The sequence below is a fragment of the Proteiniborus ethanoligenes genome (assembly GCF_900107485.1).
In the GTDB taxonomy this organism is placed as follows: domain Bacteria; phylum Bacillota; class Clostridia; order Tissierellales; family Proteiniboraceae; genus Proteiniborus; species Proteiniborus ethanoligenes.
Genome location: NZ_FNQE01000022.1, coordinates 40,843 through 58,293, shown reverse-complemented (window position 1 = coordinate 58,293; position 17,451 = coordinate 40,843). Strand labels below are relative to the sequence as shown.

The 17,451-nt window shown below is 31.9% G+C and carries 17 protein-coding genes, 1 tRNA gene and 1 other annotated feature (1 of these 19 only partly in view); of the genes, 3 read left to right on the top strand and 15 right to left on the bottom strand.

The window, feature by feature from the left end; genetic code table 11:
• Positions 1-2: 2 nt before the first annotated feature.
• Positions 3-1,223, bottom strand: coding sequence for a biotin/lipoyl attachment domain-containing protein (locus tag BLV37_RS10050; protein WP_483145411.1), 1,221 nt, complete (start codon positions 1,221-1,223; stop codon positions 3-5).
• A 205-nt stretch (positions 1,224-1,428) separates the two neighbouring features.
• The gene (locus tag BLV37_RS10045; protein WP_091730838.1) at positions 1,429-1,806 is read right to left on the bottom strand and encodes a cupredoxin domain-containing protein; all 378 of its coding nucleotides are present in this window, start codon (positions 1,804-1,806) and stop codon (positions 1,429-1,431) included.
• A gap of 233 nt (positions 1,807-2,039) precedes the next feature.
• Between BLV37_RS10045 and BLV37_RS10040 the strand changes: the two genes are divergently transcribed.
• Positions 2,040-2,116, top strand: a tRNA-Pro gene (locus BLV37_RS10040).
• Between the two features lie 2 nt (positions 2,117-2,118).
• Here the strand turns inward: BLV37_RS10040 and spoIVA are convergent.
• From spoIVA to glyA, 8 genes are all read right to left on the bottom strand, one after another.
• Positions 2,119-3,597 (bottom strand): stage IV sporulation protein A, encoded by a 1,479-nt coding sequence (spoIVA, locus tag BLV37_RS10035; RefSeq protein WP_091730835.1) that lies wholly within the window; start codon positions 3,595-3,597, stop codon positions 2,119-2,121.
• 199 nt (positions 3,598-3,796) lie between these two features.
• On the bottom strand, positions 3,797-4,822 hold the full coding sequence (locus tag BLV37_RS10030) for an NAD(P)H-dependent glycerol-3-phosphate dehydrogenase (RefSeq protein ID WP_091730832.1): 1,026 nt from the start codon (positions 4,820-4,822) through the stop codon (positions 3,797-3,799).
• A 17-nt stretch (positions 4,823-4,839) separates the two neighbouring features.
• Positions 4,840-5,439 (bottom strand): glycerol-3-phosphate 1-O-acyltransferase PlsY, encoded by a 600-nt coding sequence (plsY, locus tag BLV37_RS10025; protein ID WP_091730830.1) that lies wholly within the window; start codon positions 5,437-5,439, stop codon positions 4,840-4,842.
• 2 nt (positions 5,440-5,441) lie between these two features.
• Complete coding sequence (gene der, locus BLV37_RS10020) at positions 5,442-6,767, bottom strand: ribosome biogenesis GTPase Der (RefSeq protein ID WP_091730827.1); 1,326 nt, start codon at positions 6,765-6,767, stop codon at positions 5,442-5,444.
• A gap of 4 nt (positions 6,768-6,771) precedes the next feature.
• Complete coding sequence (locus BLV37_RS10015; RefSeq protein ID WP_091730824.1) at positions 6,772-8,124, bottom strand: DUF512 domain-containing protein; 1,353 nt, start codon at positions 8,122-8,124, stop codon at positions 6,772-6,774.
• Positions 8,125-8,347: 223 nt separating this feature from the next.
• Positions 8,348-8,542, bottom strand: a complete 195-nt coding sequence (locus BLV37_RS10010) for a capping complex subunit for YIEGIA (RefSeq protein ID WP_091730823.1) — start codon at positions 8,540-8,542, stop codon at positions 8,348-8,350.
• Between the two features lie 14 nt (positions 8,543-8,556).
• A complete protein-coding gene (locus BLV37_RS10005; protein ID WP_091730821.1) occupies positions 8,557-9,474 on the bottom strand; it encodes a YIEGIA family protein in 918 nt (305 codons plus the stop codon).
• 147 nt (positions 9,475-9,621) lie between these two features.
• Positions 9,622-10,851: a serine hydroxymethyltransferase gene (glyA, locus tag BLV37_RS10000; protein WP_091730818.1), complete on the bottom strand. Its 1,230-nt coding sequence runs from the start codon at positions 10,849-10,851 to the stop codon at positions 9,622-9,624.
• Between the two features lie 231 nt (positions 10,852-11,082).
• On the opposite strand from glyA, the gene BLV37_RS09995 reads away from it, so the two are divergent.
• Together BLV37_RS09995 and BLV37_RS09990 are read left to right on the top strand one after the other, a co-directional pair.
• A complete protein-coding gene (locus BLV37_RS09995; RefSeq protein ID WP_091730815.1) occupies positions 11,083-11,853 on the top strand; it encodes a threonine/serine exporter family protein in 771 nt (256 codons plus the stop codon).
• 2 nt (positions 11,854-11,855) lie between these two features.
• Complete coding sequence (locus tag BLV37_RS09990) at positions 11,856-12,284, top strand: threonine/serine exporter family protein (protein WP_091730812.1); 429 nt, start codon at positions 11,856-11,858, stop codon at positions 12,282-12,284.
• Positions 12,285-12,487: 203 nt separating this feature from the next.
• On the opposite strand, the gene BLV37_RS09985 is transcribed toward BLV37_RS09990, so the two are convergent.
• The 5 genes from BLV37_RS09985 to hisS all read right to left on the bottom strand — a co-directional run bounded on the left by BLV37_RS09985 (position 12,488) and on the right by hisS (position 17,245).
• Positions 12,488-12,757 carry a metal-sensitive transcriptional regulator gene (locus BLV37_RS09985; RefSeq protein WP_091730810.1) on the bottom strand — a complete coding sequence of 90 codons (270 nt, stop codon included), beginning with the start codon at positions 12,755-12,757 and terminating at the stop codon, positions 12,488-12,490.
• 39 nt (positions 12,758-12,796) lie between these two features.
• Complete coding sequence (locus BLV37_RS09980; RefSeq protein ID WP_091730807.1) at positions 12,797-13,225, bottom strand: SoxR reducing system RseC family protein; 429 nt, start codon at positions 13,223-13,225, stop codon at positions 12,797-12,799.
• An 18-nt stretch (positions 13,226-13,243) separates the two neighbouring features.
• Positions 13,244-14,011: a tRNA threonylcarbamoyladenosine dehydratase gene (locus BLV37_RS09975; protein ID WP_091730805.1), complete on the bottom strand. Its 768-nt coding sequence runs from the start codon at positions 14,009-14,011 to the stop codon at positions 13,244-13,246.
• A 182-nt stretch (positions 14,012-14,193) separates the two neighbouring features.
• Positions 14,194-15,975 (bottom strand): aspartate--tRNA ligase, encoded by a 1,782-nt coding sequence (gene aspS / locus BLV37_RS09970; protein WP_091730803.1) that lies wholly within the window; start codon positions 15,973-15,975, stop codon positions 14,194-14,196.
• Between the two features lies 1 nt (position 15,976).
• The gene (gene hisS / locus BLV37_RS09965) at positions 15,977-17,245 is read right to left on the bottom strand and encodes a histidine--tRNA ligase (RefSeq protein ID WP_091730801.1); all 1,269 of its coding nucleotides are present in this window, start codon (positions 17,243-17,245) and stop codon (positions 15,977-15,979) included.
• 66 nt (positions 17,246-17,311) lie between these two features.
• Positions 17,312-17,451: a binding site (T-box leader), on the bottom strand (it continues 78 nt past the right edge of the window).

The following is a 17,451-nucleotide window of genomic DNA, read 5'->3' as shown; positions in this document are numbered from 1 at the left end:
TTTTATATCCCTCCTGGCTGATTTATTATTAGTCCCTCCTTCATCTTGTTTCCATTAGTGAATACTTCATCAAACATCTGTATAGTAATGGCTTTTTTACTTTCTCCATTAATAACAATCTCAATTTGTCTGTTACTAATACCCTCGCCTTCGCTTACAATAGTATGCTCTTCATTGCTAGCTAATATTTTTACAGGTCTAAACTTTACTATGCCACTTATATCCTTTATATAAACACCCTCTACTCCATCTTTTTCAATTAAGGCTTTGTTTGGTATAATTAATCCTTCATATGTGTTTTTTATTATATTAATATCAATATATCTTTCTTTGTAATATTCATGGAAAAAATCTGTAAACATAAAGACAACTAAATATTTATCTTTTTCTTTTGATACTTTAATAACTCTAGCGGTTAATTTTCTATCATCACCATTAATTTTTACATAAGATATTTTACCTTCCTCTAGCTTGTCTCCTTCTTTTGCGTCAACTTCAGTCATTACATACCATCTATAATTATCTATAATTTTGTATACAGGTTCTCCGTACTTTACATTATCTGTTTCTGTTACATTGCTGTTTTTTTCGTCAATAATTCTAAAATCACCTGGTTTATATTCATCTATCCTACTAACTGAAAATATCTCTTCTAGTCCATCTAATTCGTAGCTTATTATTCCGCCTTTTGTAGAATAGTTTACTATACTCCATTTTTCTATATTTTTAATTATTTCATTTTTTCGATTTATTAGACCTTCGAGACTCTGAGAAGCAAGGTTATTCTGTCCAGTTACTATAAGGTCCTTACCAAAGTTTTTCATTAAAGTATTCTTATAAACATATGCATCATTATAATCTCCATTTAAAATTCTAGTTTGTAGCTCATCTATAACCTTATCTAGATTTTCTTGTATTTTTTCCTTATCTTTTTCTAGAATATCTTTATTATCTGATGTGTTTTTCAATAATTCTATTTGTTTATTTACTTCTTCTAACTCTTTCGATAAACTATGGTCCTCTGATTTATCAATTTTGGCAACTTGTATTCCCTTGCCTATTCTTTCGCCTTCTTTTTTATACAAGGTTACTGTCCCATTTGATTCAGATTTATATATAGACTCATTTTTTATTATTACAGCTCTATAAGAAACTATATCTTCAAGCTTTCCACTTTCTACTGTAATAGTTTTATAATTTGATATAGAAAACACTGGAAGCATCTGAAAAATAAAATATGCAGCTATTATTACTAATAAAGCTACTCTTATCCTTTTACGTATTACTCTTTTTTTTTTCTTTTCTCTTGAGACATATTACCACCTCTTCATTGTATAAATAGTTCTTCAAATATTCTTTATTTCCTTCATGAATAAAACAAAAATTATCCTAGTACAATTAAAAAATATTTTTTATCTTTTAAAGCTTCTATTTGAAAAATCTTCCATACTTGCTAATAACTTTTATTTTTCTTATTTCTTTAACTTCAAAAGCTTTTATTTCATCTTTATATGTTACCATCATAAGCTCCTTTTCTTTGGCTTTTGCACCAATTACTATCCCATCTATTTTGTTGTTGTTTAACAAAACCAATCTTACTTCATCACCTGATTTAATCTTAATTCCTCCAATTGTGAATACCTTCATGTCTGTTTCATTTATATGCTCCTGTGTTACAGCTTTTTTTCCTATTATTATCGTATTATCTGATAAAAAAAGTTTTTCTTTTAAAACAACTAGTATGTATCCAATTAGGCTGACAAAAAAAAGCATTGTCAGTACTGGCATAATATTAGATATAAACATATTCGTACCTGCTTTCTAATCAATTTCATATAAAAGTATATCACAAATAGCAGAGCTAGAAAATATTTAAGCAAATTTGTTACCATAAGACTATGTTCAGTACTTTGCATACCACTAATATTCACTAATTTATTTGCAATTTTAAAAGATTTAGAGTATAATTAAAATGTTCTTAAAATAAATTTCCCTTGAAACCTGCATGTTTGCTAGGCTCCAAGGGATAGTAAATTTTTCGGGATGTGGCGCAGCATGGTAGCGCACAAGTCTGGGGGACTTGGGGTCGTAGGTTCAAATCCTATCATCCCGACCATTTTATATTATGATACAGATTAGCCCTCCACTTCCATCATTGACTATTCTTTCTAAGGTTCTTTGCATTTTGCTTCTTGCATCCTCTGGCATAGTATTTAACTTACTTTCTAGCTGCTCTTTTACTAAGTCATGCAGAGATTTCCCAAACATATTTGATTCCCATATCTTTGATGGATCACTTTCAAATTCATCTAACAAATATTTTACAAGCTCCTCACTTTGCTTTTCAGTTCCTATAAGTGGCGAAACCTCAGTAGTAAGATTTGCTTTTATTAAATGCAAGCTTGGTGCCATAGCTTTTAATTTTACTCCAAATCTGTTTCCTTGTTTAAATATTTCTGGTTCAGCCAAATCTAATTCTTCAAGACTCGGAGGAACTAATCCATATCCTGTTAATCTAGCATCACTTAATGCCCTTTCGATCTTATTATATTCCTTTTTTGCTTTTGCTAAATTTGTGACTAACCCTAGTAACTGATGCTCACCTTCGATTTTATAGCCAGTTAATTCATTCAATATACGATAGAATAATCCACTATCAACATTCATTTCTATATTTGCTACGCCTTCTCCCAGCTTTATCTCTTTGATTTTTGCACTACTTATTATGTCAAGTTCATCAAATTTACTCACTGCATAGTTTATTTCACTCAATCTTTGAAGATTATGAACTATTTCTTTAATATAATTTAGAACAGAAGTTTTCACCCAATGATTTTTTGGAAGCCCCTCTACCCATTTTGGAAGATTAATGTTAATTTCCTTTATTGGAAACTCTAGTAAGACTTTTTCTAATATTTTATTTATTTCTGGCATTTCCATGTTAAGGCAGTCTACTGCTATGACTGGTACCTTGTATTTCTCTTCTAGGTTTTCTCTTAAAGCTATTGTGCTATCTAATTCAGGGTGCTTTGAATTAAGTAGAATAACAAAAGGTTTATCTAACTCCTTAAGTTCACTTATGACTCTTTCCTCAGCCTTTATGTAATTTGATCTATCAATTTCAGTAATTGAGCCATCTGTTGTTACTACAATTCCTATTGTGGAATGATCTGTAATTACTTTCCTAGTTCCTATCTCTGCTGCTTCCTCAAAAGGTATTTCTTTTTCATACCATGGAGTAATAACCATTCTAGGTACATTGTTTTCCTCATGGCCTAAAGCCCCTTTAACTAAATATCCTACACAATCTACCATCCTCACCCTAAACTTTACATTGTCTTTGAGTGTCAATTCTACTGCATCAGTTGGCACGAATTTAGGTTCAGTAGTCATTATAGTTTTCCCAGAACCGCTCATAGGCAATTCATCATTTGCTCTTTCTTTCTTGAATTTATTATCTATATTTGGAACAACCAGTTTTTCCATAAACCTTTTTATAAAGGTTGATTTTCCTGTTCTAACCGGTCCAACTACACCAATATAGATGTCTCCTTCAGTTCTTTCAGAAATATCTCTGTATATATCGAACTTATCCACCAAATTTACCTCCTTTACAAAATATTAAAATTATATATTTGTATCAATATAGTGCTTAAGCATAAAGCCTAGGCTACCTATAAGATTAAAATATAGTCCACTTTATGCATAAATCTAATCCCTTTATTAGTATATATATGATTTTAGTCTTTAATATTATGACATGGGTATAAAAAAAAGACATACACGTTGTATGTCTTTACCAAAGAAATTGGTCTTCATTTACAATATCTTCAATTTCATGAGTTTTATCTCTAAGCATTAAGTTAACTACAGAATTTTTCACATTTGCATCCTCATAAAGAACTTTGTATATTTCTTCTGTTATAGGCATAGTCACATCATATTTTCCAGAAAGCTGATATGCAGCTTTAGTTGTCTTAATTCCTTCAACTACCATACCTATTGATTTGGTTGCCTCTTCTAGAGTATATCCTTGTCCTATTAAAATACCAGCTCTTCTGTTTCTACTGTGCATACTTGTGCAGGTTACAATTAAATCTCCAATTCCTGATAATCCTGCAAAAGTCATTTTGTTAGCACCCATTGCCTCACCAATTCTCGCTATCTCTACAAATCCTCTATTCATTAATGCAGCCTTTGTATTATCACCATATCCAAGCCCATCTGAAATTCCTGCTCCTAGGGCGATAATATTTTTCAATGCTCCCCCAAGTTCTACACCTATTACATCTGGATTAGTATATACTCTAAACTTAGGAGTCATAAATATATCCTGAATATATTCTGCAATGTGTTTTTTAGCAGAAGCCGCTACCAATGTAGTTGGTATGTCTCTAGCAACCTCTTCAGCATGAGAGGGTCCTGATAAAATAGCATATTCTATTTCTGGTATTTCTTCTTTTACTATTTCAGAAATTCTCAGCAGTGTGTCAACCTCTATTCCCTTAGCTACATTAACTATAATAGCCTCTTGATTTAAATGATTCTTTATAGACCTTAAAACCTCTCTAACCCCATGAGTTGGAACTGCCGAAACTATTACTTTTTTATCCTTAACTGCCTTTATAATGTCATTTGTAGCATTAATATTGTTTGGTAATAGTACACCTTGTAAATATTTTAAATTTTCTCTTGCTGTATTTATTTCTTCACATTGATTATTATCTCTTACCCATAAATCTATATTAAAGCCTTTCTTTGCAAGAACTATAGCAAGAGCTGTTCCCCAGCTTCCTCCACCAAGTATACAAATATTTTTCAACTTTAGTTCACTCCTTGTTAATGTGCTTTTTGCCCTAGCTTCGATTCGTTTCCACTAATTAGTCTTTTAATATTACTTCTGTGTCTAAAGACAGCCATTAGAGATAGAATAATAGTAAAAATAATAAAATTAATATCAAAAGGTCTTATCAATATAAGAGATAGTATTGGTAAAAGTGTCATAGCTGTAATAGAGCCTAAGGATACATATTTAGTCATAATAACTATTATTATTCCTATTACAATGCATATTAATGCTATCTTGTAATTAATAGTTAATGCCACTCCTATAGTAGAAGCTACTCCTTTTCCGCCTTTAAACCTTAGTACTATAGGCCAATTATGACCTACAACCACAAAAACTCCTCCTATATATCCTCCTATATCTCCTAGAATCATTCTTCCAATAATTACTGCTAGTACTCCTTTTAGTGCATCAAATAAAAATGTTGCTGCAGCCAGCTTTATTCCAAATACTCTTAAAGCATTAGTTGCCCCTGCATTTCCGCTTCCATGCATTCTAATATCAGTTTTCTTAAATATTTTTCCCAATATATAAGATGTAGCAAAGTTTCCTAATAAATAGCTGATAATTGCTATAATTATGGTGTTAATCAAGACTAATCCTCCTTTTCTCCTTTTTCACGGAACTCAAATTGTATAGGTGTCCCTTCAAATCCAAAAGATTGTCTAATCTGATTTTCAAGGTATCTAGCATATGAAAAATGCATTAATTCTTTATCATTAATAAATATGACAAACTTAGGAGGTTTAATACCTACTTGTGTACCATAATATATTTTTAATCTTTTCCCTTTATCAGAAGGTGGTTGATTCATTAGTACCGCTTCACCAATAATATCATTTAATGTGCCTGTAGGTATTCTCATGGAATGATTATTGGAAACTACCTTAATTAAATCCAATAATTTATTAACTCGTCGACCTGTTTCAGCTGAAATAAACATAATAGGCGCATAGCTCATAAAAGATAAAGTTCTTCTCATGTCTTCTTCAAATTTTAAATAAGTATTAGTTTCTTTCTCAACTAAATCCCACTTATTGACAGCTATTATTGCAGCCTTACCATTGTCATGTGCGTATCCTGCTATCTTAGTATCTTGCTCAGAAATTCCTTCTGTAGCATCTATAACTACTATGCATACATCTGCTCTTTCTATGGCTGTAAGTGACCTTACTACACTGTATCTTTCTATATTTTCATTTATTCTCTTTCTTTTTCTCATCCCTGCAGTATCAATAAAAACATATTCGTCTTCACCATGAGTAAAATATGTATCTATTGCATCTCTTGTAGTTCCAGGGATATCACTTACTATAACTCTTTCTTCACCTAGAATTTTATTTATTAGAGATGATTTGCCTACATTCGGCTTTCCAATAACCGCAACCTTAATAACATCCTCATTATATTCTACATCTTTATCTTCTGGAAAGTGCTTTACAACTTCATCTAACAAATCACCTAATCCTAATCCTTGTCCTGCAGAAATTACAATTGGAGAGCCTAAGCCTAATTCATAGAATTCATATATAGTATCTGGTGTTTTTGGAGTATCTATCTTATTTACAACTAACAAAATTTCTTTATTAGCCTTTCTAAGCATATTGGCTACTTCTTTGTCAGTAGAGGTTATGCCTTCTAATCCATCTACAACAAAAAGAATAACATCTCCCGTTTCTATGGCTATTTCAGCCTGTCTTCTCATTTGAGACATAATGATATCATCGCTAGCTGGCTCAATTCCACCAGTGTCTATCATTGTAAAGTACTTATTTAGCCATTCACCCTCTGCATATATTCTATCCCTTGTTACTCCAGGTTTGTCTTCAACAATCGATATTCTTCTACCTGCAATTTTATTAAAAAGTGTGGACTTACCCACGTTTGGTCTTCCAACTATTGCAACAATTGGTCTAGACATATCTTCACCTCTTCTCATTTATTAAAATGTTAATAAGCTTAGTACCATCAACATCTGATATAATAACTTTTGTATTTAAGCTTTTTTCAATATCCTCTACGGTGGTGTCATCTAAAAAAACTTTTTCATCTCTTTTAAGCATAGAACTAGGTAGAATTAAACCATCTCCCATTTCATACTTATCTAGCTGTTTTATTAGATCTCTACCTGTTACCAGTCCTGATACAGTAATGGTTTCTCCAAAGAAATCATTTTTTATAGGAATTACCCTTAAGCTAAGCCCCTTTATTTTCATCATAATCATGCTTGCAACCTCTTTAACAAAGTCAGAAGCAAGAGTTCCTGTTGCTATAACATAGCTTCTATTTAGTTCAAAACCTTTACTAACATCCATTAAGGCTTCTTGTATTTCTTGATGAAAGGATCTAATTAGCCCTACTCCATTTTCATACTGTGGGAATCCTTCGTACTCCTCATAGCTTGGAACTTCTCTTTTCCCAACAACATAGAATTCATCAGAAGCAAAAACAAATCTTGTATCAATACTATCTAAATACTCCTTCTGTCTTTTATTAATAAATTCTAAAAGTTCATTAGCAGTTTCAACACTATATGTACTTAATTTAATTAAATCTTTTCTATATTTCGTTAATCCTACTGGAACTACTGCTACACTTGAAACATTAGGATGTAGGGCTGACAAGTCCCTTAGAGTTCGTTCTAGATTATCTCCATCATTTATACCTGGGATAAGAACTATTTGGCAGTTCATATCAATCCCTGCATCACTAAACCTCTTTAAAATTTCATAAGCCTTCCCTGCATTTTTATTATTTAGCATTTTTGCCCTTAGCTCTGGATCAGTAGTATGTACAGATATATTTATTGGACTCAGTCTGTACCGAATAATTCTATCTATTTCTTCATCATTTAGATTTGTTAATGTAATGAAATTTCCTTGCAAAAATGATAGTCTGGAGTCATCATCCTTAAAATATAATGTTTCTCTCATCCCTTTAGGAAGCTGATCAATAAAGCAAAAAATACATTTATTTCTACAATTTTTCGCCTTATCAATAAGGGGATTAGTAAAAGTAATCCCTATGTCTTCATCATAGTCTTTTTCTATTTCTAGCTCCCACAGTTCTCCATTCTTTTTAAATATATTCATAGTAACAAAATCTTCAGTAATTAAATATTTATAATCTATAATATCAGTTACTTTATTATCGTTTATAGATACAAGTATATCTCCTGATTCAATGCCAAGTTCTTCTGCTATGCTATTTTTATTTACATTATCTATTATATTTTTCCCATCATAATAGATATCTACTTCATAATTATTTGATTCCATACTATCTCCTTCTATCTAAAATTTTAAATTCCCTATTTGTATTTGGAATGATATCTGCTTTTAGTACTTGGTATTAATATTATATCATGATTATCCTACCATTGTATATATACTTAAATCATTATAGCATAATCAAATAATTTGTGCTTAAAATAAATTAAGTAATAATATATTCAATTTGAAAAAATAAGGTATAATGAGGAAATCATTATACCTTATTTTTTCAATGTCTAACTATTACATAACATCCATTTTCTAAATCATGTATCATCCCGGTAGTTATTTTTGATATGAATAAAGCTATTCTCTTTTGTTCTTCAATATCCCCTACATAAAATGTAGATACACTTCCCCCTGAAACTGCTTTTTCATCTGTAGTTATTATGGCTATTATAGTATCTTTTATACCTATGTCCATACAGTTCACCCCTTTTAATCAGCAGCTTTTCTCCCAACATAAGATTGTAGTGGCTTTCGTTTAGAGCTTTCTAAGACTATGGTATTTTTTACTGCCTCTACAAGGCATTCTACATCTGGTTCAAGAGCAACTATCACCATGACCACATTACCTGTATGAGGATCTCTTCTTGCTATTGGAGTAAAATCAGGCTCATCAACATCCTTTCTTAACCCTAAAAGAACTGCAGCATTATGTACTATAGCCTGTCTTTGTCCTATATTAGAAAGAGTTGTAACTCCATTTTCATTATGGGGAGTAATCTGGACTGCAATACCATTTTTTAAGTATATCTCCCTTGACGCTTCAAAGCCTATATTCATTATTACTATATCATTTACTAACAACAGAGCTCCATTGAATGATATATTAGCTGGTTTTACTTCTGCAATTTCTTCTATGGTTTGTCTAGATATTGCTTTATTAAGTAGATAAAAGGCAATAGCTCCTGTACATCCACCAATTATTATAGAATATATTTTAATTAATCCAATTTTATTAAATGTGTAGATTGCTATACTTGCAATCAAGGATACAAGCATTGTAACATAATTCCTAGCTTCAAAGGCCTTTGCTATATCTTCTATATATGCTGTTCCTCTTTGAACAAGTTCAGTTGGTTCAATGTTATCTAAGCTCTGTCTTTCAAGATTCCTTACATCTCTAAATTGTTGAGCAGCAAGCGCCAAAAAGGTCACCGCTCCAAACTCACTTTCTACAATTGCAGGTAATGCAACAGAACCTAAAGCAGAAGCTATAATGCCTAGTGTAAGGTGTGAAAAGACACCTTGAGGGTAGCTAGGATATTGTCTATAATCTACTCTTAGCATTGATGCTCTAGATACAAAGCCAATAACAATAGATGGTATTAGAATATAATCATATTTAAACAATTAGTCACCTACTCATATTCACATTCTTTTAGTATTATTTATAATTCCCTTAAATAGCCCTTATATTCTAGTTGAATAAAAAAGAAAAAGGTATTATAAGACTTATAATCTTATTCATACCTTTTTTATCTATTATATTTCTAATTTTTAATATAGTGGGAATCTATCACATAAAGATTTAACTAAGCCAGCTAATGTTTCAGCATCTGTCTTCTCTTCCAGGGTTAGTTTAATTATTTCTGCTATCTCTTTCATATCCTCTTCTTTCATACCTCTTGTAGTTACTGCTGGAGTTCCAATTCTAAGACCACTAGTTATAAAAGGACTTTCTGTTTCAAATGGAATAGTGTTTTTATTAGTAGTTATTCCAATATGGTCTAATAATGCCTCTGCCTTTTTCCCAGTCAAGCCTTTATTTCTAACGTCTACAAGCAATAAGTGATTATCCGTTCCTCCAGATACTAATCTAAAGCCTTTTTCAATAAGATTATCGGCTAATGCCTTGGCATTTTTCAATACTTGTTTTTGATAATCTTTAAAGTCATCTTCTAAAGCCTCCTTAAAGCTAACTGCTTTAGCTGCAATAACATGCATTAATGGACCACCTTGAATACCTGGGAATATTGCTTTATCAATATCTCTTGCATATTTTTCTTTACATAGAATAGCTCCACCTCTAGGACCTCTAAGAGTTTTATGAGTTGTGGTAGTCACAAAGTCTGCATAAGGAACTGGGTTTGGATGCAGGCCAGCAGCGACTAGACCTGCTATATGAGCCATATCAACCATCAAATATGCTCCTACTTCATCAGATATTTCTCTAAACTTAGCAAAGTCAATTATTCTAGGATATGCACTAGCTCCTGCAACTATTAGCTTAGGCTTTTCTCTTAATGCAATTTCTCTTACCTCATCATAATCTATAGTTTCAGTTTCTTTATTTACTCCATAGGCAATAAAGTTGTAATATGTACCAGAAATATTTACTGGACTTCCATGAGTCAAATGACCTCCATGGGAAAGATTCATGCCTAGAACCTTATCTCCCGGTTTTAAAACTGCAAAGTATACTCCTAAATTTGCATTGGCTCCAGAGTGAGGTTGAACATTAGCATGTTCAGCACCAAAGAGTTTCTTCAGCCTGTCCCTAGCAAGGTCTTCAGCTATATCAACATACTCACACCCTCCATAATATCTCTTGCCGGGATAGCCCTCAGCATATTTATTTGTTAATTGACTACCCATGGCTTCCATTACTGCTTTAGTCACGAAATTTTCTGATGCAATAAGTTCTATTTTACTCCTTTGTCTTTCTGTTTCTTGTTCAATAACTTTCATAATTTCCAGGTCATAATCTCTAAGATTGCTAAAATCCATAATCATTTGTCTCCTTTCTTTTTATGTAGTTAGTGTTTAACGTATTGAATATTTAATATTTTCATATATAATATACCATTAATAAAAGATATTATAAACATTTATTATTAGTTTTTAATAAATTAGGTCAAAAATCAAAATATATACTATTTGCTTTATTATTAATATTTTTCTATAATTTAGTTTGATATAATAAAAACATAAATATATATTATAAAGGCTGGTGATAATTTGAGCAGAAAAAAGGAAGCTAATAAATTATTAAGTATGGCTATTCTAGCTGGAAAAATAATGCTTGAAAATGGGGCTGAAACATATCGTGTAGAAGATACTATTACAAGAATATGTAAATCTAGAGATTATGTTACTTATGCAGAGCCTTTTGTCATACCTACAGGAATACTTATGGCAATTGGATGTGAAGATGATATCATGACTTATATCCAAAGGACAAAGTCTAAAACAACTGATTTAAATAAAATAACTTTAGTTAATGAGTTTTCTAGAAATTTTGTCAACTCTCATATGTCTGTAGATGAAGGTTTTGAATGTTTGAAAAAAATAGATGAAGTAAAGGCTTACTCTAGTATAATTAATATTATTTTTGGTGGAATTGCTGGTGGTTTTTTTTCACTTCTATTTGGTGGTACATTTAAGGATTTTGTCAGTGCTTTCTTAATTAGCATAATTGTTGTAACTACAAGTAAAATGCTTAGTAAAATCAATATGATATATTTTATTAACAATTTTGTTGCCGCTGCTATTGCTACAATTTTTGCTATTTTAACTGTTAAAATAGGTCTTGGAAATAATATGGATAGGATAATAATTGGAACAATAATGCCTCTAGTACCTGGTTTAGCTATAACTAATGCTACTAGAGATTCTATGCTTGGTGATTTTTTAGCAGGTATGTCTCGTGGAATTGAAGCTATAATAGTTGCATTATCTATTGCCTTTGGAGTAGGTCTAATTCTAGTATTGTATCATGGAGGAATATAAATATGTTTTTTCTTAAACAATTCATTTATGCACTTTTATCTACGGTTGGCTTTGCAGTATTTTTTAATATACCAAAAGACGCTGTATTTATTTCTAGTTTAAGTGGTGCAATAGGTTGGACAGTATATCTTGTATCTAAAAGTACCTTTTCCTCTCCAATTGCAGGTACGTTTTTGGCTGCTGTGTCCGTAGGTTTATTAGGTGAGTTCATGGCTAAACGCTTTAGAAAGCCAGCTACAATTTTCATAATACCAGGTATTGTTCCCTTAGTACCAGGTGCAGGAATGTATTATACTATGTTGGCAATTATTGAAAAAGATTTTACAAATGCAGCTAATCTAGGGAGCGAAGCCATTTTCATTGCTCTTTCAATTGCAATAGGTGTTATAATACCTTCCTCTGTAATGAGAGCTATAGTTAAACAGAAATAGGCTAATCTTAACCTTATATAATTTATTAGATGATATTAATTTTATATTTTGCATTACTATAAACCACATAATAAAGAAAAGCTTCTATTAGTCCTATTAAAGTTTAAGAAGCTTTTCTTGAGTCACTGCATAAGCAAGTAGTTACTTTATGTTTCTATTATTTCAGCTCATTATTAAATTATAATATCTTAAGCCATCATTAGCTACTTAGTATATTTTAGCATAGTGTCTATAAGACTGTCTAATGCTTCGTCTTCCCCATTACTTTCAATGTAGTTCTTCAAGCAATCCTTCATATGGCTTTCAAGAATTAATCCTCCAACTTTGTTTAGAGCAGCTCTAGCAGCTGCAACTTGAATCAGAATATCTCCACAATATTTCTCTTCACTTATCATTCTTTGAATTCCTTTAATCTGTCCTTCAATTCTTCTGAGTCTTTTTATAATGTTATCATTTTCATTAATTACCTTCATCCTCCCGCCCTCCATAAGCAAAATATAATAAACTTATTGTTATTTAGTAATTATACTAATCATTTCAATAATCTCTTTGTTATTTTTCCTAACCTTAGCATCAATTATTTTTAAGACTACATATGATAATCCTAAAAAAACTAGGCCTACAACAAAACCATATGTTTCATAATTTTCATAACCTTTAGATTTAAAAACAGTTATTCCTCCTGCAATACCTGCTATCATGGCCAATAATGGGAAAAGATATACAATAAATGCTGTTTTTAAGATTTGGCTTGCACTCGCCCTAAGCTCTACATAGTCTCCTGGCTTTGCACCAAGAGTATTTTTTATTTCTAATTCTACTCCATTAGTATTGCAGCTTGAGCCGCAAGAAGAACAGCTGCCACCACAGGCAGAAACCCTATTCACAACTACTCTTGCCATATCATTTTTAGTATTAATAACAAATCCTATCTGTTCCATTTCTTAACCTCCAACTAATTAACGGTGTATATTATTAATACCCAATATGTCCTTAATAACCTCAGACGCAATAATTATACCAGCAACTGATGGAACAAAGGAAACACTACCAGGTGTTTGTCTACGTACTGTAGAAGCTCCTCCTTTGTTTGGGCATATACAGTCAATATCGCTACAATCTTCTTCAAGATTTAAAGGTACTATAGGAGTTTCCCTTGAATAAACCACCTTTAGACTTTTGACACCCCTGTTTCTTAACTCTTTTCTCATTACCTTAGCTAAAGGACATACACTTGTCTTATAAATATCTGATACTTCAAGCATAGTAGGATTTAATTTGTTTCCAGCGCCCATAGCACTAATTATTGGGATATTTTTGCTTTTACACCTCTGGATTAAATCTAACTTTGATGAAACCATATCTATAGCATCTATTACGTAAGAGTAATCTTCTTTAAGTAGTCTCTCTGCCCTATCCATATTATATAATTCCTTAAATGCTATAACATTTACATCTGAATTAATATCTAATATACGTTCCTTCATAGCCTCTACTTTAGGCTTACCAATTGTATTTCTGTTAGCATGGATTTGTCTATTTATGTTAGTTAGGCATATATGGTCATGGTCAACTAGAACTAAAGAACCCACTCCGCTTCTAGCAAGTGCTTCTACAGCAAAAGTTCCTACTCCTCCAATGCCAAAAACAGCAATCTTGCTTTCTTTGAGTTTTTGTAAACCCTCCGATCCAATTAACATTTCTGTCCTTGAAAAAGCATGCAGCATATATTACAGCTCCTTAAAATCAATTTATATCATATTAATTATTCAACAAATAAATCATAGCATAGTTTAATCTATCCATCAATCTATAGATTTATATCAAAAACTCAATATTTTAATAGAAACTAAAATATTGAGCTTAAAGAGTGTATCTTTATTTAATTATACTTTATATAATAATTCTCTTACTCATTGGATATAGTGCTTACATGTATTTCTTTAAGCTGTTCTTCCCCTAAAATAGTTGGTGCATTTGTTAATAGGCAGGTTGCACTCTGAGTTTTAGGGAATGCTATAACATCTCTAATATTGTCGCTACCTGTTAGAAGCATTATTAATCTGTCAAAGCCATAAGCTATTCCACCATGTGGTGGTGCTCCATATTTAAATGCTTCTAATAAAAATCCAAACTTATCCCAAGCTTCTTCCATAGAAAAGCCTAATGCTTTAAACATTCTCTCCTGTAGCTGGGAATTGTTTATTCTAATGCTACCACCACCGATTTCATCACCATTAATAACTATATCATAAGCTTTTGCTCTTACCTTTTCTGGTGAGGTTTCTAATAGCTCTATATCTTCATCTACTGGATGAGTAAAAGGATGGTGCTTTGCAACATATCTGTTTTCTTCCTCATCAAATTCGAATAGAGGAAACTCTGTTATCCAAACTAGCTTATATTCATTATTATTGATAAGATTTAACCTTTTTGCTACTTCTACTCTCAAGCTACCCAGAGATGCAAAAACTACAGATGGCTTATCTGCAACCATTAAAATTAAATCTCCTTCTTTAGCTTCCATCTTAGATATTATATTATTTAACTCTTCTTCTGATAAAAACTTAGCTATTGGCGATGTTACTCCCTCATTAGTTAGCTTAATCCAGGCTAATCCTTTAGCACCGTAAGTTTTAACAAAATCCTCAAGCTGTGATATATTCTTTCTTGTAAACTCATCACCATATCCATTTATATTTATAGCTCTAACATCCCCGCCATTTTTTATAGTATCACTGAATACCTTAAATTGGCTATCCTTAACTATATCTGATAGTGGTTTAATCTCAAATCCAAATCTTAAATCTGGTTTATCTGAACCAAATCTATTCATAGCTTCATCATAAGTCATTCTGGCAATTGGTAGAGATATTTCAACTCCTTTTATTTCTTCAAATATTTTATATATAAGTTTTTCATTCATAGCTAAAACATCTTCTATGTCTACAAAAGACATTTCAATATCTACTTGAGTGAATTCTGGCTGTCTATTAGCCCTTAAATCCTCGTCTCTAAAGCATTTTACTATTTGATAGTATCTATCCATGCCTGATACCATTAAAAGCTGTTTAAATAATTGTGGCGACTGAGGCAATGCATAAAACTTTCCTGGGTTAACCCTGCTAGGTACTACATAATCTCTTGCCCCCTCTGGAGTAGGTTTGGTTAGCATTGGTGTCTCAACTTCCACAAAATAATTTTCATCTAAAAATTCTCTAATAATTTTAGCTGTTTTATGTCTTATTTTTAAATTGCTTTGCATTGAGGGTTTTCTTAAATCCAAATATCTATATTTTAAACGCATAGCTTCTGCTACATCATCATTATCCTTTATATATATAGGTGGTGTTTCTGATTCATCTAAAATTTTAAGCTCTTCAACAAATACCTCTACCTCGCCAGTTGGAAGCTCTTTGTTTATTGATTGTCTTTTATAAACTTTACCTCTAAGGGCTAATACATATTCACTTCTTATTTTTTCAGCTTTATTAAAGGTATCTTCTGACACATTGCTGTCAAATACTACCTGTGCTATCCCTGAGGTGTCTCTTAAATCAACGAATATTAGTGAACCTAGATTTCTTCTTCTTTGAACCCAACCCATCAAAGTTACTTCTTGTCCTTCATTATCTATTCTAAGGCTACCACACATATGTGTTCTTCTTAGTTTGCCCATTGCCTCTCCCATTCTATTGCCTCCCTAATTTAGATTTTAATTCATCTATTAAACTCATTAAAGTCACTTCTTCTTGGGCTCCGGTCTTCATGTTTTTAAGTGACACTACTCCCTTATCTACTTCATCATCTCCAATTACTATAGTGTACTCTGCCTCTAGCTTATCAGAATATTTGAATTGAGCCTTTATGCTTCTACCTAAATAATCCTTATCAGCTGATATACCACTTTTTCTTAGATTATTTAACAATTTATAGGCTTCTTTATCAGCCTTTTCGCCTATTGTAACAATGAATATGTCTAATCCTTCTTCTTTAGGTATTTCTATCCCATTATTTTCTAGGGTCAATAAAAGTCTTTCTATACCCATACCAAAACCTACAGCTGGTATAGATGGTCCTCCAAGCTCTTCTACAAGCCCATCATACCTGCCCCCTCCACAAACCGTGCTTTGTGAACCAATTTCATTAGATATAAATTCAAATGCTGTTTTAGTATAATAATCTAAGCCTCTAACAATCTTTGGATCTACCCTATATTCAATCTCTGCTATATCTAGATATTCCTTTACTTTTGCAAAATGTTCATTACATTCATCACACAAATAATCAATCATTAAAGGAGCATCCTTTATTTCAATCTGACATTTTTCATTTTTACAATCTAGTATTCTCATTGGATTTTTGTCATATCTAGATTGACAAGTTCCACATAGACTATCTAGTTTGTCTTTCAAAAACTCTCTTAATTTTGTATTATATTCTGGTTTGCATTTTGGGCAACCAATACTGTTTATATTAAGTTCAATACCCTCTACACCGAGAGCTTTATAAAAATTGTATACTAGATTAATTACTTCTACATCTATGGCAGGATGATTGCCCCCAAAAACCTCTATTCCAAACTGATGAAACTCTCTGAGTCTACCAGCTTGCGGTTTTTCATAACGATAACATGGGGTAATATAGAAGTATTTAAGAGGCATGGGACCAGAATATAGCTTATGCTCAATCAGTGATCTAACTACGGGCGCTGTTCCTTCAGGTTTTAATGTTATACTTCTACCAGCTTTGTCTTCAAAGGTGTACATTTCTTTTTGCACTACATCAGTAGTCTCTCCTACTCCTCTTTCAAAAAGTTCTGTATGCTCAAACACTGGTGTTCTTACTTCTTTGTATCCAAATTCCTCACATACTTGTCTGAATTTTTTTTCTAGATATTGCCATTTATACGATTCTGTTGCTAACACATCCTTTGTGCCTTTTGGTGCTCTTGTTAACATACTATCCCTCCTTAAAGATATTAAATTTATATAAATAAAAACACCTCTGTCCTAGCCAAACATTTTGACAGGGACGAGAGGTGTTATTTCCCGCGGTACCACCCTTGTTGAATATGTGAACATATTCCACTTTAAAACCGTTAACGCTGGTTTGCGAATAAGCCTACTAAAATTTCAGCCTATCTACTCCAGGATGTCTTCATTAA